General features: G+C 57.0%; 26 protein-coding genes and 1 pseudogene. 7 read left to right on the top strand and 20 right to left on the bottom strand.

What is annotated here, in order from left to right:
* Nucleotides 1–33: 33 nt before the first annotated feature.
* The gene (locus AC1Z24_RS03590; RefSeq protein WP_483744565.1) at nucleotides 34–303 is read left to right on the top strand and encodes a hypothetical protein; all 270 of its coding nucleotides are present in this window, start codon (nucleotides 34–36) and stop codon (nucleotides 301–303) included.
* A 24-nt stretch (nucleotides 304–327) separates the two neighbouring features.
* Here AC1Z24_RS03590 and AC1Z24_RS03585 read toward each other — a convergent pair whose 3' ends face one another.
* The 11 genes from AC1Z24_RS03585 to AC1Z24_RS03535 all read right to left on the bottom strand — a co-directional run bounded on the left by AC1Z24_RS03585 (nucleotide 328) and on the right by AC1Z24_RS03535 (nucleotide 11473).
* The gene (locus AC1Z24_RS03585) at nucleotides 328–1431 is read right to left on the bottom strand and encodes a nucleoside hydrolase (protein ID WP_483744564.1); all 1104 of its coding nucleotides are present in this window, start codon (nucleotides 1429–1431) and stop codon (nucleotides 328–330) included.
* A gap of 26 nt (nucleotides 1432–1457) precedes the next feature.
* The gene (locus AC1Z24_RS03580; RefSeq protein ID WP_483744563.1) at nucleotides 1458–2552 is read right to left on the bottom strand and encodes an esterase-like activity of phytase family protein; all 1095 of its coding nucleotides are present in this window, start codon (nucleotides 2550–2552) and stop codon (nucleotides 1458–1460) included.
* On the bottom strand, nucleotides 2553–4727 hold the full coding sequence (locus AC1Z24_RS03575) for a TonB-dependent siderophore receptor (protein WP_483744562.1): 2175 nt from the start codon (nucleotides 4725–4727) through the stop codon (nucleotides 2553–2555). It lies immediately after the preceding gene.
* Between the two features lie 132 nt (nucleotides 4728–4859).
* Nucleotides 4860–6284, bottom strand: coding sequence for an NCS2 family permease (locus AC1Z24_RS03570; RefSeq protein ID WP_483744561.1), 1425 nt, complete (start codon nucleotides 6282–6284; stop codon nucleotides 4860–4862).
* Nucleotides 6230–6919, bottom strand: a complete 690-nt coding sequence (trpF, locus tag AC1Z24_RS03565; RefSeq protein WP_483744560.1) for a phosphoribosylanthranilate isomerase — start codon at nucleotides 6917–6919, stop codon at nucleotides 6230–6232. Before trpF ends, AC1Z24_RS03570 begins: the two co-directional genes overlap by 55 nt.
* A gap of 16 nt (nucleotides 6920–6935) precedes the next feature.
* Complete coding sequence (locus AC1Z24_RS03560; RefSeq protein WP_483744559.1) at nucleotides 6936–7922, bottom strand: carbohydrate kinase family protein; 987 nt, start codon at nucleotides 7920–7922, stop codon at nucleotides 6936–6938.
* A complete protein-coding gene (locus AC1Z24_RS03555; protein ID WP_483744558.1) occupies nucleotides 7919–8320 on the bottom strand; it encodes an ExbD/TolR family protein in 402 nt (133 codons plus the stop codon). Before AC1Z24_RS03555 ends, AC1Z24_RS03560 begins: the two co-directional genes overlap by 4 nt.
* A 1-nt stretch (nucleotide 8321) precedes the next feature.
* Nucleotides 8322–9020 (bottom strand): MotA/TolQ/ExbB proton channel family protein, encoded by a 699-nt coding sequence (locus tag AC1Z24_RS03550; RefSeq protein ID WP_483744557.1) that lies wholly within the window; start codon nucleotides 9018–9020, stop codon nucleotides 8322–8324.
* Nucleotides 9021–9051: 31 nt separating this feature from the next.
* Complete coding sequence (locus AC1Z24_RS03545) at nucleotides 9052–9855, bottom strand: energy transducer TonB (protein ID WP_483744556.1); 804 nt, start codon at nucleotides 9853–9855, stop codon at nucleotides 9052–9054.
* 387 nt (nucleotides 9856–10242) lie between these two features.
* Complete coding sequence (locus AC1Z24_RS03540; protein ID WP_483746517.1) at nucleotides 10243–10989, bottom strand: GntR family transcriptional regulator; 747 nt, start codon at nucleotides 10987–10989, stop codon at nucleotides 10243–10245.
* Nucleotides 10990–11224: 235 nt separating this feature from the next.
* On the bottom strand, nucleotides 11225–11473 hold the full coding sequence (locus tag AC1Z24_RS03535) for a YagK/YfjJ domain-containing protein (RefSeq protein ID WP_483744555.1): 249 nt from the start codon (nucleotides 11471–11473) through the stop codon (nucleotides 11225–11227).
* Between AC1Z24_RS03535 and AC1Z24_RS03530 the strand changes: the two genes are divergently transcribed.
* Nucleotides 11460–11816, top strand: coding sequence for a hypothetical protein (locus AC1Z24_RS03530; RefSeq protein ID WP_483744554.1), 357 nt, complete (start codon nucleotides 11460–11462; stop codon nucleotides 11814–11816). The genes AC1Z24_RS03535 and AC1Z24_RS03530 overlap by 14 nt on opposite strands.
* A 77-nt stretch (nucleotides 11817–11893) precedes the next feature.
* On the opposite strand, the gene AC1Z24_RS03525 is transcribed toward AC1Z24_RS03530, so the two are convergent.
* From AC1Z24_RS03525 to AC1Z24_RS03515, 3 genes are all read right to left on the bottom strand, one after another.
* A complete protein-coding gene (locus AC1Z24_RS03525) occupies nucleotides 11894–12274 on the bottom strand; it encodes a hypothetical protein (RefSeq protein ID WP_483744553.1) in 381 nt (126 codons plus the stop codon).
* A gap of 120 nt (nucleotides 12275–12394) precedes the next feature.
* On the bottom strand, nucleotides 12395–13093 hold the full coding sequence (locus tag AC1Z24_RS03520) for an inovirus Gp2 family protein (protein ID WP_483744552.1): 699 nt from the start codon (nucleotides 13091–13093) through the stop codon (nucleotides 12395–12397).
* Nucleotides 13094–13675: 582 nt separating this feature from the next.
* On the bottom strand, nucleotides 13676–13906 hold the full coding sequence (locus tag AC1Z24_RS03515) for an AlpA family transcriptional regulator (protein ID WP_483744551.1): 231 nt from the start codon (nucleotides 13904–13906) through the stop codon (nucleotides 13676–13678).
* Nucleotides 13907–14853: 947 nt separating this feature from the next.
* Between AC1Z24_RS03515 and AC1Z24_RS03510 the strand changes: the two genes are divergently transcribed.
* Nucleotides 14854–15732 carry a hypothetical protein gene (locus tag AC1Z24_RS03510; RefSeq protein ID WP_483744550.1) on the top strand — a complete coding sequence of 293 codons (879 nt, stop codon included), beginning with the start codon at nucleotides 14854–14856 and terminating at the stop codon, nucleotides 15730–15732.
* 471 nt (nucleotides 15733–16203) lie between these two features.
* Here AC1Z24_RS03510 and AC1Z24_RS03505 read toward each other — a convergent pair whose 3' ends face one another.
* The 4 genes and pseudogenes from AC1Z24_RS03505 to AC1Z24_RS03490 form a co-directional block, all read right to left on the bottom strand.
* Complete coding sequence (locus AC1Z24_RS03505) at nucleotides 16204–16326, bottom strand: hypothetical protein (protein WP_483744549.1); 123 nt, start codon at nucleotides 16324–16326, stop codon at nucleotides 16204–16206.
* Between the two features lie 148 nt (nucleotides 16327–16474).
* Nucleotides 16475–16684 (bottom strand): hypothetical protein, encoded by a 210-nt coding sequence (locus tag AC1Z24_RS03500; protein ID WP_483744548.1) that lies wholly within the window; start codon nucleotides 16682–16684, stop codon nucleotides 16475–16477.
* A gap of 378 nt (nucleotides 16685–17062) precedes the next feature.
* Nucleotides 17063–17422, bottom strand: a complete 360-nt coding sequence (locus AC1Z24_RS03495) for a RidA family protein (RefSeq protein WP_483746516.1) — start codon at nucleotides 17420–17422, stop codon at nucleotides 17063–17065.
* 33 nt (nucleotides 17423–17455) lie between these two features.
* A pseudogene (locus tag AC1Z24_RS03490) lies at nucleotides 17456–17851 on the bottom strand (RidA family protein); the annotation flags it as partial.
* A gap of 155 nt (nucleotides 17852–18006) precedes the next feature.
* On the opposite strand from AC1Z24_RS03490, the gene AC1Z24_RS03485 reads away from it, so the two are divergent.
* The 4 genes from AC1Z24_RS03485 to AC1Z24_RS03470 all read left to right on the top strand — a co-directional run bounded on the left by AC1Z24_RS03485 (nucleotide 18007) and on the right by AC1Z24_RS03470 (nucleotide 22603).
* Nucleotides 18007–18603 carry a TetR/AcrR family transcriptional regulator gene (locus AC1Z24_RS03485; RefSeq protein WP_483744547.1) on the top strand — a complete coding sequence of 199 codons (597 nt, stop codon included), beginning with the start codon at nucleotides 18007–18009 and terminating at the stop codon, nucleotides 18601–18603.
* A 660-nt stretch (nucleotides 18604–19263) separates the two neighbouring features.
* Nucleotides 19264–20274, top strand: coding sequence for a zinc-binding alcohol dehydrogenase family protein (locus AC1Z24_RS03480; protein WP_483744546.1), 1011 nt, complete (start codon nucleotides 19264–19266; stop codon nucleotides 20272–20274).
* A gap of 10 nt (nucleotides 20275–20284) precedes the next feature.
* On the top strand, nucleotides 20285–21811 hold the full coding sequence (locus AC1Z24_RS03475) for a UxaA family hydrolase (protein WP_483744545.1): 1527 nt from the start codon (nucleotides 20285–20287) through the stop codon (nucleotides 21809–21811).
* Between the two features lie 63 nt (nucleotides 21812–21874).
* Nucleotides 21875–22603, top strand: coding sequence for a FadR/GntR family transcriptional regulator (locus AC1Z24_RS03470; protein WP_483744544.1), 729 nt, complete (start codon nucleotides 21875–21877; stop codon nucleotides 22601–22603).
* A 42-nt stretch (nucleotides 22604–22645) separates the two neighbouring features.
* Here AC1Z24_RS03470 and uxuA read toward each other — a convergent pair whose 3' ends face one another.
* Together uxuA and AC1Z24_RS03460 are read right to left on the bottom strand one after the other, a co-directional pair.
* Nucleotides 22646–23821, bottom strand: a complete 1176-nt coding sequence (gene uxuA, locus AC1Z24_RS03465; RefSeq protein WP_483744543.1) for a mannonate dehydratase — start codon at nucleotides 23819–23821, stop codon at nucleotides 22646–22648.
* A gap of 14 nt (nucleotides 23822–23835) precedes the next feature.
* Complete coding sequence (locus AC1Z24_RS03460) at nucleotides 23836–25296, bottom strand: mannitol dehydrogenase family protein (RefSeq protein WP_483744542.1); 1461 nt, start codon at nucleotides 25294–25296, stop codon at nucleotides 23836–23838.
* Nucleotides 25297–25310: the final 14 nt, after the last annotated feature.

Below are 25310 nucleotides of genomic sequence, written 5' to 3'. Positions count from 1 at the left end.
TAAAGAGGGCCGCGCTTCATACAGGGACGTACGATGCCGTCATCACTCGATGTATTGCGCACCCAGATTCTGGACGCCGAGCCAGTACTGAAATGCCTCGATGCCGAGATGGAAAAGATTCAGTTTGACCCACTGATTCCCGCCAGCGTAGTTGCGGCCAATGAAACGGTCGGGCGGGTCATCGAAACCCTGCTGGCGAACTTCAAGGCCAACCCGATCCTCGCCCCCCTGGCCGAAGCGCTTAAATCCCAATATCTGGAAGGCATCGAAGAGCAAGTCTCGGCCGCCAGAATGAGTCACTGAAATCACTCGTGATCGGGGCGATGATCAGCGCCCCTTCTTCAGCAATGTCTTCACCTGGCTCATCAGACCCGGCACGTCGACGTCAGTCACCACCTCTACCCCTCGCTCGCCCAGCCCCGGCCCCTTGCCTTGGGGCCAGGACAGCGTATTGCCGTAGCCAGCGGTAAAACTGGTATCGATATCGACCAGCACCGTCATCTGATGCCGAATAAGTGAAGGGTCCAACCAGACCCCGGCGGCAATTTCGTCCCACATGGGTAGCGACTGGTCGTACTTTTTCAGGTACTGGCCAAGTTCAGAACCGCTGCGGGCAATATCTTCGTCGTCAGCCTTGGTCCACAGGGTTCGCGTGGACGGATCCACCGGGACCTGGGTAATCCGCCGCCAGGGTTCGTGCAGGACGAGGGAGGCTGCCTCCGGATCGAAACGCATGTTGAACTCCTGACGGGGCGTCTGCCGGTATTCGTCGGCAAAAGCGTTGTCCGCAGGCGAAGGCAGAAAACTGCCACCCATGAACACCAGTTCCCTGGCCTGGACAGCAAATTGCGGATCGAGCCGCGCAGCCAGGGCCACATTGGTCAACGGTCCGCCGGACCAGATCGTCACTTCGCCGGGATATTTGCGCACCATGTCCACCATGAACTGCGCAGCGCTGCCGCTGGCCGGGCGGGTATGGGGCAAGCCTTGGGCAAACGCGGGAATCTCGAACGGAGTTTGCGGATGCTTGCCCGGCACACCCGCACTCCAGGCGCCCTTGTAGACCAGCGGGCCATAGATGGTTTCCCAGCGACGGGTGCGTGCTTCACTGTTGACCAAGGGGAACACCGCCCCCGGATACACCGGCACGTCAGTGCGCCCCACCACTTCCAGCAGGCGCAACAGGCTGGCGACATTCTCGTCGCGCCAGCCGTCACCACTGGACACGGTAAAACCTAATACTTCGACATCCGGCGCATACAGCAGCATCAATAAGGATTTGAGATTGGAACCGGCGGGCCCCAAGGCATCCTGATCGACGATGATCTTGCGCTTGGCACTGGCAGCGTCCGCCAGCGCGCTACCGAGCAGTAACGTCACTAACAACGCCACCGTATGAAATGCACGCAGCCCGCCGCGTTGAATCCTCATGCACCGCTCCTTATATAAACGCCGGGTCAAGGCACCGACAGCACCAGCAGCTTGGTATTGACCGTCTCGAAGCCGTTGTCGGAGACCATCATCAGCGAGCGCCGCCCATCCGCCAGACGCGGCCCCCAGGCCATGCCCTCGAAGTTATAGGGCCGCAGGGACAGTTGTCGACCGAAGTCGAACACTAATGTCTTGTTCAGCGGATTGACCTGCGCCTCGGCCAGACGCCTGATGCCCGAGATATCAGCACCACCCTCCAGAGAAACCCGGTACAGCCGACAGCGAAAATCGAACGCGCCTGCCTTATTCTTCGCCCCTGAACGCTCCAGCACCAGCATGTCGCTGGGGCCATCGAGAAGGATTTCGCTGATGCCGTTGTCGGCTATGCCGCCCACGCCCGGCGCCTGGATCGGGTCGAGACGATAGGCGAACTGCTGCAGCAGATTGCCCTGGCGGTCCAGGCGTGAGATGCGGGCCAGACCGCCCTGTTGCAGGCTCGACATTGGACCGTCCTGCAACAGCGCATCCTCCACCGATACCCAGAACGAGCGGCCCCCCGGATCGAACGTCAGCCCTTCGAATGACTTGTTGCTGCGCGGTCCATTCTGTCCTGCCGGGTCGCGCTGCAAGGGCACCGGTAACGCAAGTTCGGCCGTGCAACCGCCATGCTTGTCGGCGAAGCTGATCGACGGGCCGATGCCGCGCTTGTAATAACCCTCAGAGGACCATAGCAACCCACCCAGCGGGTCAACACGCACCGCCTCGCCATCGGACACCGGCCCCTCCTGACTCAACGGCACGTAGCGCTGCCCTTTGCAGTCGCTCAATGGCCAGACCGCATTCAGTTTCAGGTCATAGCGCTTGCCGGTGTTTTTCAACACGCCGGTATAAAGACGGCCTGCACCATCCTGGGAGTGCTCGTCGGTGATGAAATACCAGCGGTCCTGGCCAGCATCGTAGTCCAGGCCGGAAAGGCCGCCCACTGCCGTGCCGCCCACATGCAAGCCTGCGGGCAGGTCGACCAGGTCAATGATTTCCGGGGCTGACGCCGCTCTCGCCGCGGGTGCGAGCACTTGCGCGCCCCCCAGCAATAGCGCTGCAAACACAGCGCGAGCGCGCATTCAGAAAGTCTCCACGTTCACGCTCAGCACCACATTGCGCGGCGCGCCCTGCATCAGGCTTGGCGAGGAAGAGCTGTAGGTCACCCAGTACTGCTCGTCGGTGAGGTTATTGACCACGGCATTGAGGGTGGTTTTCTTGCCGAACAGCTTGGTCTGGTATTGGGCGCCGACGTCGAACAGGGTGTAGCCATCGACCTTGAGGGTGTTGGCCGCATTGAAGTCATAGCTCGAGTAGTAATTGGCACCCAGGCTGAATGCCCAGCCCTGCAATGCACCGGGGGCGTAGCGAATGCGACTGGCGGCCTGGAAGTCGGAGACGCCCGCCGCACTGTTGCCCTCGAGGCCCGGCACACCACGGTATTTCGAGTCGAGCCACAAGCCGTTGGCCGAAAGCGTCCATTCGTTGGCCAGGCTGATCTCGCCGCCCAACTCGGCGCCCTTGTAGCGAACGTTGCCTTGCTGGCGGAAGGCGTTAGTGCTGTCGGTGTACTGCGCGCCACGGTCGATCTGAAACAGCGCTGCCGTGCTGTTCCAGCCCTGGCCTTGGGTCTTGATTCCCAGCTCGTACTGCTTGCTTTCGATGGGAGCGAACACTTCGCCGTAGTTGGAGTTGCTGATACTGGCCACGCCGCCCTTCTCCAGGGACTCCACATAGCTGGTGTAGATCGTGGTGTCCTGCCACGGGCGGTACATCAGGGCGTAGGTCGGAGTGACCTTTTTCTCCTGATAGTCACCCGCCGCCCCAGTCAGTTGCACGCCGGTGTTGCGGTCGTAGTTCTTCTGCTGGAAGTCTGTATAGCGCCAGCCGGCGATGACCGACCATTGCTCGGTCAGGTCGATGGTGTCGGCAACAAAGGCGGCGTCCTCATCGATATCGAGGAAGCGGTGGCGATTGTGCCCTGCGGTACTGGTGGAGTAACCGGACAGATCAACCGGATCGTAAAGGTTGCCGCCGTTGATGGTGGCACTGGCCGCATTGGCGTCACGGCGCTGCAGGATGTCCAGGGATGACGCCCCGAGCACCAGTTTGTGATAGAGCGGACCGGTCTGAAAACTGCCTTCCAGGGATGCCTGCAACTGGCCGGAGGTAAAGGTTTCGAGTTGTGCAGACTGGGCAATCCGGTAGCTGCCGTTGTTATTGAGCAGGTTCAGGCTGCCTTCGCGCCAACCGGTATATTGCTCACCGTAGCGGTAATGCACATTGGCGGTCCATTCCGGCGACAGTTCCCACTTGAAGCCAGTGGTAGCCAGGGATGTGCGCGTGCGGAAATACGAGCCGTCTTCGGCGAGTTTACTGTCGCCGGGGATGGTGTGAGGGATATCTACGCCGGTGCCCGGAAAAATCCCGTAGTAAACGCCCTTGGACAGGCGCGTCGATTGCAGTGCATCGAAGTCCCAGGTGAGGCTGTCGGTCAGTCGCGCATCCAGCGCCAGGGAACCGGAATCACGGCGTACGTGGCCGCCATCAACATAGGTGTCACCACCCTCGTGCACGGCATTGACCCGATAGCCAAAGCGCTGTTCCGGGCCGAAACGGCCGCCGTTATCGACGCTTTCCGAAAACACACCGTCGGACTTGTAGCGCGCGCCGAAGTCCAGCACCGGCGCATCGGTCGGGCGCTTGAGCTGATAGTTGACCACCCCGCCCGGTGAACCAAAGCCGTACATGAAACCCGACAGGCCCTTGAGCACCTGTACCTGTTCGACCATCTCCAGCGGCAATTCCGCGCGGTTGACGTAGTTCAGCCCGTCGACTTTGTAACCATTGACCTGATCAAGCAGCAGGCCGCGCACCGACACATAGGACACGACACCAGCAACGGCACCGGAGGTCTGGCGCACCGAGCTGTCCCCGGCCAGCACTTCATCAATACTTGAGGCCTGGCGCTCGCGAATGTCCTGGGCATCGACGGTCTTCAACGAGAACGGCGTGTCGATCTCGGCCGTGCTTCCCAGTGCGCCATTAGCCGTCACCCGCCGCAACGATTTCACCGGGGCGTCGGTACTGGCCGACGAGGACGCTGATACCTGCACATCCGGCAGCACCACGGCTTCGCCACTGGCCTGCACACTGGCCGCCTGGGCCAGCGGTGTCAGCGCGAAGCCGCCCAATCCGGCGCATAGCGCGCCTGCCCAATACAACGCTTGCTTCGATTTGCCTGCCTGATAAGCCATGTCCTGTCTCCCAACAAATGCCGAACAATGAGTGGTTATGGCTTTTCACGAGGCGCAGAAACCCGTAACAGCAAAATCGGGGTTTGCCGCCATCATGAATAAGCCGATTACAAAGAAGCCTTTACCGCATGCTCAGAGCGCGTCTTTCACCCACAGGTAAAAGGCGAATACCCCGTCCAGCCCAATCAGAATCGCCGTCAATCGCACCCACTGCCGCCGCGCCAGGACAATAACGGTGTAGCTGAAACAGCCCATGGCCATGCCCACCATCAAGTCCGTGGTGAGCAGGGTTACCAACAACATCAATACAGGGGGAATTGCCGTTTCTGCCTGAGTGAAATCCAGGTCGCCAATGGACTTGAGCATCAACACACCCACCATCACCAGGGCGACAGCACTGGCCTGTGCCGGGACGCAATGGATCAGCGGCCAGAACAGAATCGATACGGCAAACAGCCCTGCCACCACCACGGCCGTCAGCCCCGTGCGCCCGCCGGCCTCCACACCTGCGATCGATTCGACATAGGCAGTCACCGTTGTCGTGCCCACTGCGGCACCGATCACGCTGCTCAGCGCATCGCTGGAAAACGCAGCGCGGGCATTGGGGATGTCCTGCCCCGGAGCCTGCAGATGAGCGCGCCGGGTGACGGCAAAGAGAGTGGCGGTGCCGGAAAAGAATTCGGAAATAAGGAAATACAACGTCACCGGCAGCAACAGTGAAAAGTGGGTAAATAAGCCTTTCAGGTCGAAGGCCAGGAGCATCTGCGGATTGAACGGCGGCAGCGCGAAAACAGCCTGCGGCGTAGCGGTCAACGGCATGCCATCGCTGCCAGGTACGAGCAGGCCGGCCACACTGACTCCGACGATTCCCAGCAACAGCGCACAGGGCACGCGCAGGGCCATCAGCACCGGGGTCAATAGCAACCCTGCCAACGCCAATAGTTGTGCCGGCTGACCGAAAGGCCCGAGGGTCATCGTACTGTCTGGCAAATTGTGTATGAGCCCGCAGTTACTCAAGCCCAGCCAGGCAATAAAACCGCCGATGGACAAGCCGATGCCTTGTTTTATCGGCTCGGGAAAGCCCTCAATGATACGTTGCCGCCAGCGGCTCATTGACAGCAGAAAAAACAGCAGGCCATTGCAGAAGATCATGGCCAGGCCAATCTGCCAGGACACGCCCATCTTGCTCACCAGTACTTGGGCGAACACAACATTGCTGCCCATTCCCGGCGCCAAGCCGATGGGCAGATTGGCCCACAGCCCCATCAGCAGCGTGCCGACCACTGTCGCGATCACCGTTGCCCACAGCAGGTCGGCCTGGGCGATACCGGTAGGCGCCAGAATCGCCGGATTGAGCACGATGATGTAGCCCATGGTGGCGAACGTGGTCAGGCCTGCCACCAGCTCACGACGCGCCGTGGTGCCCTGCTCTGCCAGGCGAAAAAACCCGCGCCAAGCCGAAGGGCGCGCAGCCGCGACTAAGGCACTGACAGGCCCGCGACTCACATCGCCACCCTGGGCAGCTCGACCGCCAGCGGCCCGTACACCGCGCGACATACGGCTTCACACTTGGCCAGGTCGAAGCGACCGTTGCTGCGCACGCCCGATTCCATATCGATCCAATACGCATTGCCGCTACCCAGGTCGAGCTGTTGCAGCACGCTGCGCACATTCTGCGGATTGAGACCGCCGGAGTAGCCACAGAATGGAATATTTCCTTTGAGTGCAATCCACTGCCCCGGCTGAATACCGGTGCCGAATGACACATCGTAAAGCCAGTCGACACCGGGTACCTCAGGGAACGCCGCCTGACATTGCAGGGCTGCACGCATGCCGTGACGAGAGGCGAAGCGCATGCAGTGCTCGATCTGTTGCGCATTACTGCCGCTGAAACCGTGATTGATCTGCAAGCGGGAAAAGCCGTCCAGGTGCAGATCCGGCTCACCACCGCCGGCAATCAGCGCCGCCGGCACGCCACAGATATGGGCCGACAGACGCAAGCCACTGCGGCGGATGCGCTTGACGGTTTCGGCATCCGGAAACAGGGCGTTGTCGAGTCGAGCCGGGTCGATCAGCACGCCCCATTCGATCGGATACTGCTCCGACAGCGCACGCATGCCGGGAATCAGCGCGTCGCTGTCAACGCCAGTGAAAGTGATGAAGGCCGGGGCCAGAAATGCAGGATTACTCATAAATAGTCCGTATCGCTCAGCGCACGCTTGCTGGAAATGGTTGAAGGTCGGCAGAGCGCAGTCGGCTCTCGACATCGACGCGTTGGGGATAGCCGCTGCGGGCACCGAAGGCCTGCACGGCGAAACCGGCCGCAGCACAGCCGAACGCCATGGACTCAGCCAGCGTGCCGCCTTGCAGGGCACAGGCCAGAAAAGCCCCGGCAAAACAGTCGCCAGCACCGGTGCTGTCTACGGCGATCTCAGGAAAACCCGGGTGCTGATAGCTTTCAGTGCGGCTGACGGCCATCGCGCCATCGATGCCCAGGGTCACGATCAGCAGGCGCGGGCCGCGGCCGAGCAACTCTTGCAAGCGCTCAATGGAAGGTGGCTGCCCGGTCAGCTCACGGAAGCTGTCACCGTTCATGAACACCACCTCCGCAGCACTGAGTAGCGCATGGAAAGTCCTGGTGTCCGGGACCATCGCCGCTTCGATATCAATGATTACATCGGTACCGAATCCCTGAGCCGCCTCGGCCTGGAGGAGAAAGCGCGGAAGGTCATAAGGCGCGCTGTAGAACGCCCGGCTTTGCTCAAGCAAGCCAAACATGTCCGCGACCGGATCCAGTGGCGCGGTCATGGCGCTATAGACAAGGGCCTTTTCGCCATCGGGCGGCACCATGATCAGCGCCGAAGCACTGGTCGCCCCAGGCGTACGCGTCACATGCTCAGTGCTCACGCCGAAACGGGAAAATTCGGCCAGCAGCATGGCGGCATAGACGTCATCCCCTACCCGGCCACAAACGCTCACCGTCAGCCCCAGGCGACTGGCCGCACAGGCCACATTCGACTCAGTACCGCCCGCAAAGCAGCCAAGCATCTGCCCCAGACGCTTTTCACCAGCCACGGGAACCCGACGGGTCGAAAAATAGATATCGACACAAGGATCCCCCACCATGAACAGGTCCGATGACCGGTCCGGACGTTGGGCAAACAAAAGGCCGGCGTTACTCAGGTCGCGGCTCATCGTGCGGTCACCACGGCAACCCGAGTGATCCCCGCGCGCTCGATAGAGGCCATGGCCTTGGCCACCGCGCCGTAATTCACCGAAGTATCAGCCTGCAAACGCACCCGGGTCTCGCTGTCCACAGACTTGATAGTTGCCAGTCGCGCTTCCAGCATCCCGGCATCGATCTCGTCCTTGTCAAGGAACAGTTTGCCGTCTCGATCGACACTCACGGTCACCGGGTCCTTCTGCTGCAGAGGCGCCACGGCATCGGTCTTGGGCAACGAGACTTTGATGGAATTGGTCATCAGCGGCGCAGTGACCATGAACACCACCAACAGCACGAGCATCACGTCCACCAGCGGTGTGACATTCATCTCACTGAGCACTTCGTCGCTGTCCTGGGTCGAGAAGGCCATTTCAACTTGCCTCCTTGAAGCTTCTGGTGTTCTGTGCGATCGGCTGCTGGCCGATGGTGAACACACTGCGTTGCGCCAGGCTGTAGAAGTCGTGGGCAAAGTCATCCATGTAGGCGATGGACAGCTTCAGGCGGCGCAGGAAAAAGTTGTAGATCAGCACGGCCGGCACAGCGACCGCGATACCCACCCCGGTAGCCAGCAAAGCGTGACCGATGGGCCCGGCAACTGTTTCAAGGCTGGCGGAACCGGTCTGGCCGATGACCTGCAAGGCATTCATGATTCCCCATACGGTGCCGAAGAGGCCAATGAAGGGCGACGTGCTGCCAATACTGGCAAGCACCGCCAGCCCGGCCTCCAGGTGTCGACGTTCTTTCTGGATCTGCTGTTTCAGATGCCTTTCGACACGTTCGGAACGGTCGATGGACTGGGCCAGGGCGCTGCGCGAGTGCTCTTCCAGGCTCATGGCATCCACCCCCGAAGCGGCGATGCGCGCCAGGCCTCCGGGCAATTGGCCAGCCTGTTTCACTGCAGACGACAGATCGGGCGACGCCCAGAACGCCTGCAAAAAACGTCGGCTCTCACTTTTCTGTCGGCCGAACTGCATCACCTTGATCATCAGCAACGCCCAGGTGACAACGGAAAATGCGATCAGCGCCCACAACACGGCGGGTACGATCAGCGGAGTCAATGAGTCGAGCATATGGGTTTCCTTTTGAATGAAGGGTTCAGGATCACTTGGGCAATTTGAAGTCGATGACTTGGGTCGCCGTGCCGGAAACGGCTGTGTCTCCCCGCTTTGCCGGTAAAAACTTCCAGGTGCGCACGGTTTCGACGGCTGCGTCGTCCAACAACTCATGGCCACTGGAGCGAGTAACACTCACCGAAGCCGCGCGGCCTTCTGCGGTGACATTGATGCGCAATTCCACCCTGCCCTCCCATAAGCGGCGCAAGGCCATCTGCGGATAGGCCGGGGCCGGATTGCCAAGACCTGCAAGACTGGAGACCGCAGCGGTTTCCTTTACCGGTGCCGGTGCGGGAATTGGGCTCAGGGCTGGCGCCGGGCCTGGAGCGGCAACAGGCGCCGAGGGCTGAGCCGGCTCGATACGCTTGGTCACTGGCACGGGTTTCGGCTTGGTCGGCCCAGGCTTCACCGGCGCAGGCTTGGGTGGTGGCGCCACGGCTTCGGCGTCCTCCGGCGCGGGCGGCTCTATCGATTGCTCGACTGGCGCAGGTTCTGGCGCGGGCTCAGGCTCGGCAGGCGGCGCAGGTGTTGGCGCGGCTTCGGCGGCAAACTCGATGGACATCTCCTGCGGCTGAGCCGGGGTGATCCGCTCTGCAGACTGAGAGCTCCACCACAGCAACGCGCCATGCACGATCACGGACAGCAACACCATGAGCATGATTGTCCGCGGCAGCAGCCCGCTCGCCGGAACGTCCAGCACGCTTAGGCGAAACGGCGCAGCAACAGCCTCCCGGCGATGGGTGGGAAGAAAATCCTGGTCATCCAGGACGAGGCTTGCAGTGTGGTTGGCCATGGGCAAATGCCTGTCTCCATCTTCACATCGAACGGACCGAATGCTCCTCGAACACCAACGGAGCACCGGGCACCTTGTCTGGCAAAAGCAATACCCGTACCAATTGGTACGTACCTTTACTCAAGTAAGGCGAATATCCGCAATATGGCTATGCAATATGACATTGCGGCTACAAAAGCCTGTTCATGGCCACTATTTTTCAATAAAGGTACGTACCTATAAAGAATAAAGGCAAGAAATCGGTGCGCAGGGAACAGCCCATGCGCACTTTTTGTTCAAGATCTGCGGGCTTTTATGGTATCTGGGGGTGTTGGAGAAGCGATGGATCCGCCTGGCAATGCGCCCTTGGCTGGCGCATTGGTTCGTACCTTGGAAAGAGGATGTCGGTCAGTTACCGCCCCATTGCGTCACCTTGTTCTTGTAGCGATAGGACGGCCCGTAGCGCATTTCGCAGTACTCAATGGGCACACGCCGCTCAGACATGGTGACGCGCTCGCACAGCAACAGCGGCGCGCCCTTATCGAGATTCAGCAGTGCGACATCCTGCTCGCAGGCCAGTATCGAACCGATGCTTTCCAGCGCGACACTCGGTTGAATCTGCAAATCCTCGACCAACAACCGATACAACGAGCCCTTGCGCTCCAACTGCTCACGGCTGAAACCTTGGCCCTTAGGCAGGCACAACCAGGAATCCTGAATACCAATGGGCTCACCATCGATCAAACGCACGCGTTTGACGTGATGCAGAACCGTATCAGGCTTGATATTCAGGACACTGGCGATCGCCATGCCGGCAGTGACCTTTTCAAAAACAAGCACCTTCTGCCCGGGTACACCGCCACGCCTCAAGGTGTCGAGGGTGAAACTGCCAATCGCCTTGGCCATATCCCGCAACGGCGCCGAGGTGATGAACGTACCCCGGCCGTGATCGCTGTAGATCATCCCCTCTTCATCAAGCAAGCGAATCGCCTTGCGCACCGTATCCCGGCTGACCTTGTAATGCAGGGCAAGCTCACGCTCCGGCGCCAGTGGCTCCTGATCATTCAACTCTCCCGATTCGATCTGCTGGCGCAGGGTATCGGCCAATTGTTTATAGAGAGGGACTGCGGCCTCGTTACTCTGGGTAGGGTCCATGGGGGGCAAGGTATGGCTTCCGTTATGACTGGCGCGAGGTCGGTAGCTGAGGCCGACCGAATTGGTACATACCAGTTAATCCAAATTTTGGAAGTTAGGCAACCGGGATGATGCACGCTCTTATCGTTTGCCCCATGAGAAATCGGGGGCACTGAAGTCGCGCAATGAGGTTTTTATATCGGTCACGCAAAGGCTGGCAGTGAGCGCTCCCTGGCGGGATCCCAGTGGCACGAGCTCAGCCTCTGCTGCAACCAAATGCTCGGCATCGACTACCATAATCCTTGGTAGCTGCCTTGCAGAGATTGCTGACCCGATGGAAGTATTCCTTCATCTGCAGGTGGCCATCATGAGAGAGGAGGTACTGAGGATTAGCAGGGACATGTACCAGTCCATCAGCGTCTTCAAAAGGAACTCTCAGTGCATTCGCCCAAGCAGATTGAAGCCGACTGTATAGATTCTCCTTACCCGAGTTGAAGCGCCCCACGGCGTACGAACAGGCGCTGCATTTTGCAGACACCTGGGAGGAGGACGAAGAGGAGCAAGTCGAACAGGATGCGCTGACGTTCGCGGTTGACCCTGAACATCTTGTTTTCGACCTAAGGGACATTCTTGAGTCACCTAGGCTGACAGCAGACGAGCTGATTGCAATCATCGTTGAAGACGAATTCGAGCATCCCCTTGCCCCGGCCCATGACGAGTTGCGCGATAGCTTGCTGGCTACCAGGGAATGGATCGAGGCGTTGTTCATGGCCAACGAGGACTCGCCGGTTGTCGATGTTCTCGAACGGACATTGGCCGACCCAAGCATGGCGCACCTAGACAGCTAGTCGTAGCTCGAGTCGCACTGGCCGAACGGCTCTATCAGGAGCATGAAGGCCGCGTTACATATCCTGCGCTGATAGCTCTATGAGCCTGTCAGCACGCATATACGCTGAGTAAGTATATTGAGCGCCTCATGAGTGCTGAGGTAGCGAGTCTCGTCGCTGCTGAGGCATGTCAGCCCTACCGGACTGAGTTCTAGCCCAACGTCCTGACACGCCTGCCGGAACACGTGGAGATGCTCATCGACCTCGTAAGCGCATCGATCATCGAACAGCTTCACCATTTGCTCTATGTGGTGAAAATAACGCGATAGCCGGGTGGTCTGGACTTGTTCATCATCAGTATTGAGTTTGCTTATGTTGAACGCATTATCACGCGTGTGCTTGATCGCAGTGACAAGACGCTCGATCAGCACAGAGACGTCGGATTGAGAGAGTGACACTTTTGAGGCCTGGAATTCCATTGCGAAGTACCTGATGGGATTAGTCATAACAGGTACACGCTGTGTGATTTTTAACAGCGCCTAGCTCATCCCCAACTAATCCGTCCCTTTGCTGACACCAAAGGGCTCAGACCATGCGCATCAGCCCCGACTGGTACCCAAACCCCGCTGCCGATCCCCATACGCTTTTGTAGGAGCCTTGCAGAGATAGCTCGCACGATGGAAAAGCTTCGTCAGCTCATCCATATCTCCACCACGAACGTAACGGTCGACACGATACTCAGCGTTGTCAGGTATATGCACCAGCCCCTTCACCTGATCGACTGACAGACCCAGCGCACCAGCCCAGGACTCATCCATACGGCTGATCATATTCACCCTCCCAGAACCTAGGCGCCCCACTGAGTAGTAAGCATCCCGGTTCAGCACGATTAACAGGTGGTAATGAGGCCGACGTTCCTCACCCAACTCTCTCGCCCAGACATACCGGACCTTACAGCCACGGGGATACCCACGCTCACCCACCCTTTCCTGGTGGTACTGGATCTTCTTAGTGAAAGATTCAAAGAACTTGCTTATGACTTCGTTCGTGTAAACGTAATCAGGCAGATCAACGCCCTGTGGCAGCCTGAGGTCGACTCTGAACGCCAATATCCGTGAGTACTGATCCATAGCCGCGTGGATGGTGCGTTTGAGATCGGAAAGGTATTCACGGATGAAAGGTCCCTTCTCGACCATCACAGGTAAACCGGCATAGGTATCGGCATAGTGGTAATTGAGATTGTCGTTGTCGGGGTGACGACGCGGCTTGCGGTTGATGGTATCGGTATGGTCGAGCATGGTGATGACTCCTCGGTGGATGACATAACCAGTGCGTGCTCTGTAATTTTTAACCGTTACCTCTCAGCGATATGATCACCTTTGGCTGAATGACTGATGGTACAGATCTCCGGGTCATGGGTGTCGGCGTATCAGGTGTGTATTGGGTCTAGCAGATAGTAGGATAGATAGTCATTGATCAGATCAATAAGTAGCAACTTACTAGCAACACTAGTAACACTAGTAACACCAGTAACACCAGTAACACCAGTAACACTAGTAACAGCATACTATGACAACAACCTTATAATACTAGACTATAAAGCACTAGACCATACTAATAACATTAGACTAGACTATAAAGCATAATACCCGCGCAGCAATAGTAAGACCGGCTTATCAGGAGTAAATACCTTTCAACAGCCTAGGAATATCGGTGATTTATGTGAAAAGCATATTCCGGAAATAAACTGTCTCTGATCCCCTCGTTATTACCCGTATCAACCCGAGCGATGGGCGCACCACCGCCTCTCGTCTGGAAGGAAGCGCTACAGCATAGATGCTATGACCTGCCGTAGCAGGTCATAGCATCTATACTGTTTGCTAGCTGGCCATACTAAGTTGACCTCTGGTACGCATTACAGGAGCTTCTACTAGCTCCCGTTCCGAGATCCTGGCAAGTATCCAGTCCTGGACCTCAAGCTCAATCCAACCGACAGAACGCTCGCCCAACGATACAGGCTTCGGAAAGCTCCCCTCCCCGACGTATTTGTAAATGGTCGACCGAGCTAGACCAGTCGAACCGATTACTTCTTTCAAGCGGATGATCCTCATGAACAGACTCCTCGTTATCGTTCAGAGGATCGGGGAAGATTGTGAAAATTAAATTAAAAGACTTAAGCCTAGCTACAAGATTGAGGTAAAAACCATGGAGGCATTACTCTTTAACAAGAATATCAGACCCGCTAGATAAATCCGACCGCTGCGTCTCATGATGAATCTATACATAAAGCTATACCGTGAGCCACCAGAAAAATCGAAAGGCACGCCATGTATCAAAAATGGAGCAATAACTAATTGTCACCCACTATTTTTATAGCGGGAGTGAAGAGTAACGGAACTTCTTCAATGAACTCTCTCATAGCAATTATAGGACATATACGATAGCTGAAATGACGGATGACGCCCTCAGCCTACCATTATACGCTCAACACTTCCGCACCATTACCTGCAACTTATAGCATCACCGCATAAATACATAGCTGTAAATCAAGCAATATACAACCAAAACTTCATCATTCATTGAAAAAGAAACAAGAGCAAAAAACCTACTCACCGTACCTACTTACCCCCAGCGGTCCCTCTTAAGATATTAGTTATCAGCTGACTTCCGAAAATCTTCAAACTCAAAAATACTCACAATCACGTAGACCAAAAATCGGTAGCGCTGCTGGCTCTCCACAAATTAACTCTAGCCGTAAATATCGTTTCTCGTCCATCCAGAGCATCCCATGCCCACCCCGAAATATAACAAGCATCCCCGCTATAAAAGTTTCTGCCTAGACCGCCTTAAAAATCATGATATTTAAGACAATTCATAAATTTTCACCTGTAAACATTAGGAAAAAACGTAAAAAAAATCCTAGAATTCCCTATAACAATCATAGAAATTTACGAAAATGCACACAAAAAACCTAAAAACCTGCTAGATTTTCACTAGAAGGAAATAGAATTACAAAAAATTATATATACTTAACAACTAATTAATCGGGATAAATATAGTGGATATTGTGACTGAGGAAGAAGCTAATGCCATGTTTGACCGACATATTAACGGCAACAATATAAATACTCGTCAAGATATATGGATCTGGCTCTATCTCAATAAACAGCCTAATGGTCGTCTACCGGCTGATAGTTGCAATGGGCAATCGATGAAAAATGTCACAGCCAGAGAATTGAGTCGACATCCTAAAATCAGTAACAATATTCAGATACTTAGAGATGAAAATTTAATACCTGACGAAGGGTTAAACTGGATCATAGATGACGAACGCCAATATTGCTGGCTACTTCCTGAGGTTGATCGCCTTACAGAAAGGAGATTCCCTCGCCACCTCGTTCATCTAACCGGAAGATCGCACATCATTGCAATGATTGATATTTGGGATAAAAAAGTCGAAAGGAAAGCGGCGGAAGTTAACGATCTTTACATAAAATGGCGCAGGCACATAGCACATGATACTCAGTTTTCCTGGTTCACTGATAAAAAGGAAGGTGCAAAGCGCTGTCTATGCGCGTGGGACTGGGTAGAAAGAGAACTTTCTGCAAAATATTTGAACCATTTATCAAGTACACGCCCAATTAGCAACTATCAAGAATTACTAATGTTTTTTGACCATGCGGATTTTAGCGGCCATGAACAGAAGGTCATTATCCAAGGAATTAAAAACCTCTGGAATCGTCGACAATTCGATGAGCGCAATGCAGATAAAAGACAAGTCAACATGATGCTCACCCACGCCACAATTAACAAATTAGACGACCTAGTTGAGTTACATGGCATGAAAAGAGCGCAGATCATTGAAAAAATGATAAAAATGGAGACTGAGAAAAGTTTATATTTAACACCATCTGAAAAAATGGATACATCAAAATAGCGTTGAATAGGCGTGCCGTTAATTCTGCATGATTATCTGAGGGGCCAAGGCCCATCACCATCGCTCAGACGGATATTCGAGTTGTTCTACCGCAGCTAGATTTTTCGAATCCAATATGACGCCACTGAGATCGTTAGCAATAGATCTTCACCACTCCGCGCATCCGACCAGCGCGTATTGGGCGATTCCGCCTGCTGAAATATGCTCTGCTGCGAGGAGGATGTATCACCTATCTTGATAGAAGGAATTCCTCCACGCCCTCAGAGACCGGAGTTTTGGGAATGCTCTCGAAAAAACAGGAAAATCAAAGTATGGGTCAGAATGTGGGTCGGCCATCATATAAAAATAAATTTCTTTTAATTTCAATAGCTTATTTTTTAAAAAGGCCGGCCACAAGCCGGCTTTTTAATGCGCCACAGAAATCCACCAAGATCCACAGATCCTACTATTTACTGGGCTCTAGACGTATTATCAGTCTATAGAGATCCACAGGCGACCATTGAAATCCGCCTCCAAAGTGACCAGTCGTTGCCTGATTTGTAACTCGCCCGTCGTTCTTACAAAAGATGCAGCCAAAGCGATCGCGCTGCTCATGGTTGCTCTTAACGGTGCTCTCAAAGGGGTCAGCGATCAGAAGCACATTCGTCAGTGCAATGGGATAAGAGAGGTCAAGTTGTTTGCTACTCACAGAAGGGCGGCAGCCAGCGGTTCCATCAGAGATGCTGACGCCCCACCAAGCGCTTCAGTAAGCTTGAAAATGTTCAACAATGCGATGTTCCGTGTCACCACCGGTAAACATCCCTATAGAAATGCCTGGTATGCCTTTGGAAGTATCAGTCACTCCAGCCCGGCCCCTGTTGTGGGTACCGTCCATTAGGGCATCCCCTTGCGCAATCGCCTCGCGTGACATTTGCGATACTGCAAAAAGAACAGTCAGAACAAGATTTTTCATGGGAGTTTTCATACGCTTTTCAGTGGTGGCTGTGAGGCTCACTAAAGTCCGTAGTTGCGTTTCAGTTCGACGATGCTGGCTGCTGGTGGGCCTGATCTGCGCTCAACAGCGCCGTAGGCGACAACTGCTCAGCACCTAAGGATCTGCCGGGCGCGCCGGTGTTTCCGTCGGCTGATTTTTTTACAACAGACGAAGTTTTCAACCAGCCTCATCTTTTTTAACCGGAAAGCAGCAACGAACGCGGCGTCGCTGAAGAGGATGCACAGCCAGGCGCGATTGACATTCCATGTCGATCTCGGCCCTGTACCCAGTGGCCATGGCCATGGGCAAGGGCAAGGGCAAGGGCAAGGGCAAGGGCAAGGGTTCGATATTTCCCCTTCAGGGGACGCGCACCAACATTTCAATCTCAACCTTGATTTCCGGCTTATAGAGTGCCTGAACACCAATCGTCGTGATGCTGGGCATTGCGTCCCCGAGCAGCTCGCGTAAAGCTGTGACAGCCTGACCGAAGGCTTCGCTGGTTGCATTCACGACGTAGACACGCAGCATGACAATGTCTTGAGCGGTTGCCTCCAGGTCGTGGAGTGCGGCGGCGAGGCTGGCCGTCGCGAGCTTTGCTTGGCCAGCGATGTCGTTGGGCACGTCCTCCTGGCCTGGCGTCGCTGCGATTTGGCCGGACAGGAAGGCGAGGCGACCTGGCTCAACGACACTGATGTGCGACCACCCGAGCGATCCCATATCCCACATCGCTGGCGGGTTGCGGCGGCTCACCGGCGCAGATGGAACGCGTGCGATTACCTTGATTTCGAAGTCGAAGCCCGCAAGCCAGTTGACCCCAACAGCTGTCCAGTTCGGATACGGAATCTGCGGGAACTTTTCGCTTTTTACCGCCAGGACCGCGCTCATTTGCTTTTCCGGATCCGTATGGAATGACGTCACGTCGACTATGTCATCTAACGTGCATCCTCCTGCCGCGAGCGTGGCTTCAAGGTTGGCGAAGGCCAAGCGAACCTGAGCTTCAAAATCGGGCTCGGGCGAGCCATCGGGACGGCTGCCGACTTGGCCAGATACGAATAGAAGATTGTCCGAGCGCACTGCGGCGCAATAGCCGTATGCCTCGTAGAGCGCCTGTCGATTGGCGGGATATACTGCTTCGCGCTGGGTCATATTATCGTCCTTCTCATGGGGGGCGGACATGCCTGATCAAACGTCGTCGAACTTTCCAGCACTATCATGGCTTTCACATACGCTACGTATATAAAACACGCGAGACAGCTATCCGTCAATTCCACATACGCTACGTATACGAAAAAGAGGTCGTGTTGATTAGAAAACGCCGCACCGAAACGATGGCGGAAAACCGCACCAAGCTGATTGGCGCAGCGCGCAAGGCGTTTGCGGCGTCGGGTTTTGCTGCGGCGTCCATGGATGATCTAACGGCGGCCGTCGGGCTCACCCGCGGCGCTCTCTACCATGGCTTTCGCGACAAGAAGGGACTGCTGGCGGCTGTTGTCGAGCAGGTGGACGGCGAGATGGCCGCACGTGCACATCAGGCTGGAGCATCTGCCGCAAACTCGTGGGAGGGACTGCTGGCCGAAGGCGCAGCCTATATCGAGATGGCGCTGGACCCGGAGGTTCGACGAATTGTCCTGCTGGACGGGCCTGCCTTCCTGGGTGACCCTTCGCAGTGGCCTAGCCAGAATGCCTGCCTCAACGTCACGAAACTGTCGGTCGCCGACTTGATCGCCGAGGGGGTCATGAAACCAGTCGATGTCGAGGCTGCGGCACGCCTTCTGAGCGGCGCGGCACTCAATGCGGCGCTCTGGATCGCCGCGAGCGACGAGCCAGATGTTGTCTTGCCAAAAGCGATCGAAGCATTCCGACTCATGGCCGAAGGTTTCTTGGCAAATCGAGGCTGACCGCAATAACGCCGTTTGTTTTTTGACCTGCTCCCCCAACGCGATAGCGGCATTTTCAGGAGAAGTCGAAGCTACAGGCAGTGGTTAAGATTGGGGGGTTGCGATTTCGTCAATCGTCCCCCCGCCGTCGAAGTCGACTGGCCAGATTATCTGGCTGCTGCCTGTGTCGCATTCCTTTGAGGCCAGTTGCGATGATCCGCATCGACGCCATCTAGCTCGGGGTTCAGCCTTTATACATGCTCGCCGGCCCCGACACCTCGCTCCGCCTACCTCTTTGGCAACCGAATAAAAGTGCTGCATCAAGCTCAAACACCATCAATTTACACAGATCCTCACCTTGCCCAACAACACGTTGTTCGCGTCTCACATGTCCGGACGGAAACTGCCGACCAGATCGACGTGAGTAGCCAGCGGCGCGGAGTCCAACGGAGTTCAGAACGGATCTCGACACCCCTAACTGGTCCGTCCAATTTATATTTATAAATATTGGTCTTGCCAATATTTTTATCGATGTGTAGTTTTGAAGCCTTGATCATCCCGGCGGACCGCTGTCCGCCTACAACAAAAAGAGATCGTCTGATATGTAGACTCCCCGCCAGCCGGGCGACCTCTCCCGCTTGTCGACATCCGTTGCCTGCGCGCCAGCCAAGGAGCATCAACATGCTGACTGTCATCTGTAACGAACCCGGTTCACTAACCGGCGTCGAGTGTGAAAAGCCAACCCGAATGCCTGGTGAGATTCTGATCCGCATCAAGCGCGTCGGGGTCTGCGGCACCGACCTGCACATTTTCACCGGCAATCAGCCCTACCTCCAATACCCGCGCGTGATGGGCCATGAGTTCTCTGGAGTGGTGGAAGAAACGGACAGCGCCAGCGACCTCGACACGGGCGATGTGGTCTACGTGATGCCCTATCTTTCCTGCGGCGCATGCATCGCCTGCCGCCAGGGCAAGACCAATTGCTGCACGCATATCCAGGTGCTGGGGGTTCACCGCGACGGTGCCTTTACCGAATACCTGAGCATTCCCCATGCATTCGTCCACAAAGCCGTAGGCGTGTCCCTTGATCAGGCTGCGATGATCGAATTTCTGTCCATCGGCGCGCACGCCGTACGTCGTTCAACAATCCAGGCAGATAAACGCGCACTGGTGGTCGGCACCGGCCCGATCGGTATGGCTGCCGCGATCTTTGCCAGCCTGCGGGGTGCGCATGTCACGGTTCTGGATACGCGGGACGACCGCCTGTCCTTCTGCAAAAAACACCTGAAGATTCAGGCTGCCGTGAAAATCGGCGAGGGCGACAAGGAAAGGCTTGCCGAACTCACCGAGGGTGATTTTTTCGACGTGGTGTTTGATGCCACCGGCAATGCGCGAGCCATGGAGCGCGGGTTCGAATTCATCGCGCACGGCGGCACCTACGTGATGATTTCAGTGGTGCGCGATTCCATCACGTTCTCCGACCCTGAATTTCACAAGCGTGAAGCCACGCTGATGGGCAGCCGCAACGCCACCCACGAAGACTTCCAGTATGTAGAAGAGTGTTTGCGCAACGGATTGATTCCGGACGCCGCCCTCAACACCCATCGACTGACACTCAGCGATGTCCCCAGCTCGTTCGCCACATTGCTCGACCCGAAACAAGGCGTCGTCAAAGCAATCATCGAATGTTAGGAGAGGCGTGATGAACGATAGTCAATCCTTGCTTGTGTTGACCCCCGGCGACGATGTTGCCGTGGCCCGGGGCGATATCGCTGCGGGGCAACATCTGCGCGCCGACGGTATCGCGCTGGTTGCCCGACAACCGATTCCGTCCGGCCACAAGATCGCCCTGCGTGCGGTGGTGGCAGGCCAACGGGTCCTCAAGTACGGCCAGACCATAGGCCTGGCCACCCAGGGCATCGAACCCGGCGATTACGTGCACGTGCACAACCTGGACATGCCCGCCACCAACGCCGAGCACAATGTGCAGAACCGCTATGTACCCACGGTATTGAGCCGTGAGCCGGCAACCTTCGAAGGGTTTGTCCGCGATGATGGGCGTGTCGGCACACGCAACTACATCGGCGTTATTTCCAGCGTCAACTGTTCGGCCACCGTCTGTAAACACATCGCCCATGCGTTCTCTTCCGAGCGCCTGAAAGACTTCCCCAACGTCGATGGCGTGGTGGCAATCACCCACGGCAGCGGCTGTGGCATGGGGGCGAAAGGTGACGGTATCGATATCCTCAAACGGACCTTGCGCGGGTACGCGGATCACGTCAACTTCGCCGGCGTGCTGTTGATCGGCCTGGGCTGTGAGGTCAACCAACTGACCCCACTGATGAATGAGCTGGGCGATCGCTCAGCTACGCTCAAGGCCAGCCTGATCATTCAGGAAGCGGGCGGCACTCGCGAAACCGTACAACGTGGCATCTCTCATATTGAAGAGATGCTGCCCGTCATCAACAACTTTCGGCGTACGACTGTTGCCGCCAGCCATCTACGTGTGGGGTTGCAATGCGGCGGCTCGGATGGTTACTCAGGCATTACCGCAAACCCGGCACTTGGAGCTGCGGTCGACCTGCTGGTTAAGCATGGCGGCAGCGCCATTCTTTCGGAAACGCCCGAAATCTACGGCGCTGAACACCTGTTGACGGCCCGCGCGGCATCAGCCGATATTTCGGAAAAATTGATGGCGCGTATCCGCTGGTGGGAAACCTACGTGCAACACAACGATGGCGACATGAATAACAACCCCTCGCCGGGCAATAAGGCCGGTGGCATTACTACCATCCTGGAAAAATCCCTGGGCGCTGTGGCGAAAGCCGGCACCACTGGGTTAATGGGGGTTTACCACTACGCGGAAAAGGTCGACGCCCAGGGGCTGGTGTTCATGGACACGCCCGGCTACGACCCGGTGTCGGCTACCGGTCAGGTGGCGGGAGGCGCGAACCTCATCTGCTTTACCACCGGCCGTGGCTCGACCTACGGATGCAAACCGACCCCCTCATTGAAGATCGCCACCAACACCGGCCTGTTTCATCGCATGGAATTGGATATGGACTTCAATGCCGGCGGCATTGTCGATGGCCTGGAATCGGTAGCCGAGGCAGGTGAGCGGCTGTTCCAATTGATGCTCGAAACCGCGTCCGGACGCCCCACCTGCAGCGAAGAAAACGGCTTGGGCGACAACGAGTTCCTGCCTTGGCAGATGGGCGCGGTGATGTGAAACGGTCAGCACGTCGCCAGGGCTATGGTAGCCTCGGCGAACTCTTTGATGGACGCCTTACCGATGGCCTCACCGACCCACTACCCTGAGCGAAAGCCGTACCAGAAAATCGCAGATCAACTGCGCGATTACATCGTGCAGGGGGATTTTAAACCCGGCTCCCGGCTTCCGCCCGAACGCGATTTGACGCAACTGCTCGGTGTTTCCAGACCGTCGTTGCGCGAAGCGCTCATCGCCCTGGAAATAGAAGGCGGTGTTGAAATCAAGATGGGCTCGGGCGTATATGTGCGGGCCCAGGCCCTGGACGGAAAAAACAAGACCGTAACCCTCGGCGAGAGCCCTTCTGAGCTGATGCAGGCCCGCGCGCTGATCGAAGGTGAGGCGATGATTCTGGCCTGTCTGCATGGCAAAAAAAGCGACTATCGCTATCTTCAAGACTGTATTGATGCCATGCGCGCCTCCATCGAAAAGGGTTTACCGCCCCTTGAGGACGACCGCAAATTTCACCATCGCCTGGCTAAAATGAGTGGCAACTCCGCATTGGTGCGAATCATCATGGGGCTCTTTGATGAACGACATAACCCAATTTCTGCGCACTTGAGTAAACACTCGGAGAACGCGCTGACCTGGGAAGCGGCCGTCATCGAGCATGAAGCCATACTGCGCGCCGTGGTTCAAAAAGACGTTCTCGGCGCACAAACCTGCATGCGCCAACATTTGAACTGTTCGGAAAATCGTTGGCTGCAAGCGCTTGAGCCGGAAGAGCGCCCGGCCATTGGACGAAACCGGTAGCCAGCGGTTTCGCGCTGACGACTGGCTCCGTTTTTCAAGCCTTCAGCCCAATTGTTGGCGGACCGCCAATTCCACACCGCGGATTTCTGCCAGGCCCTTGAGGCGACCGATCAGTGAATAGCCCGGGTTGCTTTTACGCTGCTGATCGTCAAGCAGTTGATGGCCATGGTCTGGACGCAACGGCAGGCGCGGACCACCTTCGCGCTCACGCCTGCGCTCTTCTGCCACCAGCGCAGCGATGACCCCCACCATGTCGACATCGCCGTCCAGGTGGTGAGCTTCGTGGAAGCTGCGTGGGTCGGCCTCGCGGCGGGTAGAACGCAGGTGAGTGAAGTAGATGAACGGCGCAAAGTGCTTGGCCATCGCCACCAGATCGTTGTCTGCACGTACACCATAGGAACCGGTGCAGAACGTCAGGCCGTTAGCCGGGCTTGGTGCGGCGTCCAGCAACCACTGGGCATCTTCGGCCGTGGACAGGATGCGCGGCAAGCCGAGTAACGCCCGGGGCGGGTCGTCCGGGTGAATCGCCATGCGCACACCCACTTCCTCAGCGACCGGCACCACGGCGCGCAAAAAATACCCCAGGTGTTCACGCAGCCTGGCTTCGTCGATGTGCGCGTAGGTGGCCAGCAAGGTCCGGAAGTCGTCCAGGCTGTAGTGTTCTTCGGCGCCGGGCAAACCGGCGATCAAGGTATTAACCAAGGCTTCACTTTGGGCAAGCGTCAGTTGCTCGAAATAGGCCTTGGCCTGCTGGATGTCCTCGGCACTGTATTCGGCGTGTGCCTGCGGGCGTTTGAGGATGAACAGGTCGAATGCCGCAAACGCGGTGTGATCAAAACGCAGCGCCCAACCGCCGTCCGCCAACTCCCAAGCCAGGTCTGTGCGGGTCCAGTCCAATACGGGCATGAAGTTGTAGCACACGATATCGATGCCGCAGCTCGCCAGGTTGCGCACACTTTGCTGGTAGTTGGCGATGTATTCGTCACGCCGTCCGCAGCCGCGCTTGATGTCCTCATGCACGGGAATGCTTTCCACCACCGACCAACTCAACCCTGCGGCTTCGATCATCTTTTTACGCGCCGCGATGGCGTCCACCGGCCAGACGTCGCCATTGGGGATGTCGTGCAGGGCGGTGACGATACCGGTTGCACCGGTTTGACGGACGTCCGCCAGGGAGATCGGGTCTTGGGGGCCAAACCAACGCCACGTCTGTTCCATGTTGTTCTCCGTTCTTATTGGGGGGGTACCGCAAGGCTGTGCAAAAGACGGCGGATGCCGTCGTGAACCAGAGCGCTATAGGCGCCATGCACGGCATCGCGAAAGGCCGCGTGAGTAGACAAAGCTGCCGGGAATACTTCATCCAGATCAAGAAAGGCATCCACCAACGATGCGCCTTCGAATCGTCCCGCGAGGTCGGCAAAGGTTGCGCTCAAGGGATCGTCAATCGTCTGCGCCGACCCGCTGGGCTGCGGCTGCGTGCAATAGCGAATCCACGCCGCAATACCCAATGCCGTGCAGGCCATGCCGCGTCCTTCGTCGAGCAACTGCTGCGCGCCGAGCAACAGGCGCTGGGGCAGTTTCTGCGAGCCGTCCATGGCGATCTGGCGCAAGCGGTGATGCAGGCTGTCATTGGCAAAGCGCGCCTTGAGATCGTGGGCATAGCGCACCAGATCGACGCCTCCCGGCATGTCCAGGGTCGGCGCCGCTTCCTGAGTCATGTAGCGCTCGATGACGCGAACCAGATCCGCATCGTTGATGGCCTCGAACACCGACGCGTGGCCGACCAACAACCCCACATAGGCCAATAACGAGTGGCTGCCGTTGAGCATGCGCAATTTCATCGTTTCAAACGGGCGGACATCGTCCACCATCTGCACGCCCTCCACCTCCCAGTCGGGACGCCCGAGGGGAAAGTGATCCTCGATCACCCACTGGCTGAAACTTTCACAGACCACGGCCGCCCGGTCGTGGCAGTCCAGTTGCTGCTCCAATCGCGTGAAGGACTCGTCATCCATGGCGGGAACGATCCGATCAACCATGCAGCCAGGGAATGCCACGTGCTCGTTGACCCACTGCATCAACCCTTCGTCCTGCAGCGCTGCCAAGGCGCTCACGGCCTGGCGCGTGCGCAGGCCGTTGTCGGGCATGTTGTCGCAGCACAACACCGTGAACGGCGCCGTGCCGGCAGCGCGACGGCGGCGTAAAGCTTCGAGCACAATGCCGGGCGGGGTACGCGGCGTTCGCGGATGGTCTATGTCATGGACGATCGCCGGGTCCTCCACGCGCAACAGCCCGGTAGCCGGGCTCAGGCAGTAACCTTTTTCGGTAACGGTAAGGGTGACAATCCGCGTCTGCGGCGCGGCCATGCGCTGCAACAGCAATTCCAGATCATGACCACCCTCGCCCACATACAGGGCCTCGCGCACTACACCAATCTCACGCAACGTTACCTGCTCGCGGTCACGGTATTCGGCCACGTGGTAACGGCCATCCTGGGCGCGCAATTGGTCTACCAACGTGCGATTGGAGCGCAGGTTAGCGCTGCACAAGCCCCAGTCACTTTCCCCATGACGGTTGAGATGGCGTTGCAGGTAAACCGCCTGGTGGGCGCGATGAAATGCCCCCAGGCCAAGATGCACGATACCGATCTCAGACGCAGGAAGACTGGAGGGCACACGTTTCACAACAGGCATCGATACGCTCCTTC

The sequence above is a fragment of the Pseudomonas sp. JL23 genome, assembly GCF_056933585.1.
This window is presented reverse-complemented; position numbering and strand designations above follow the sequence as displayed.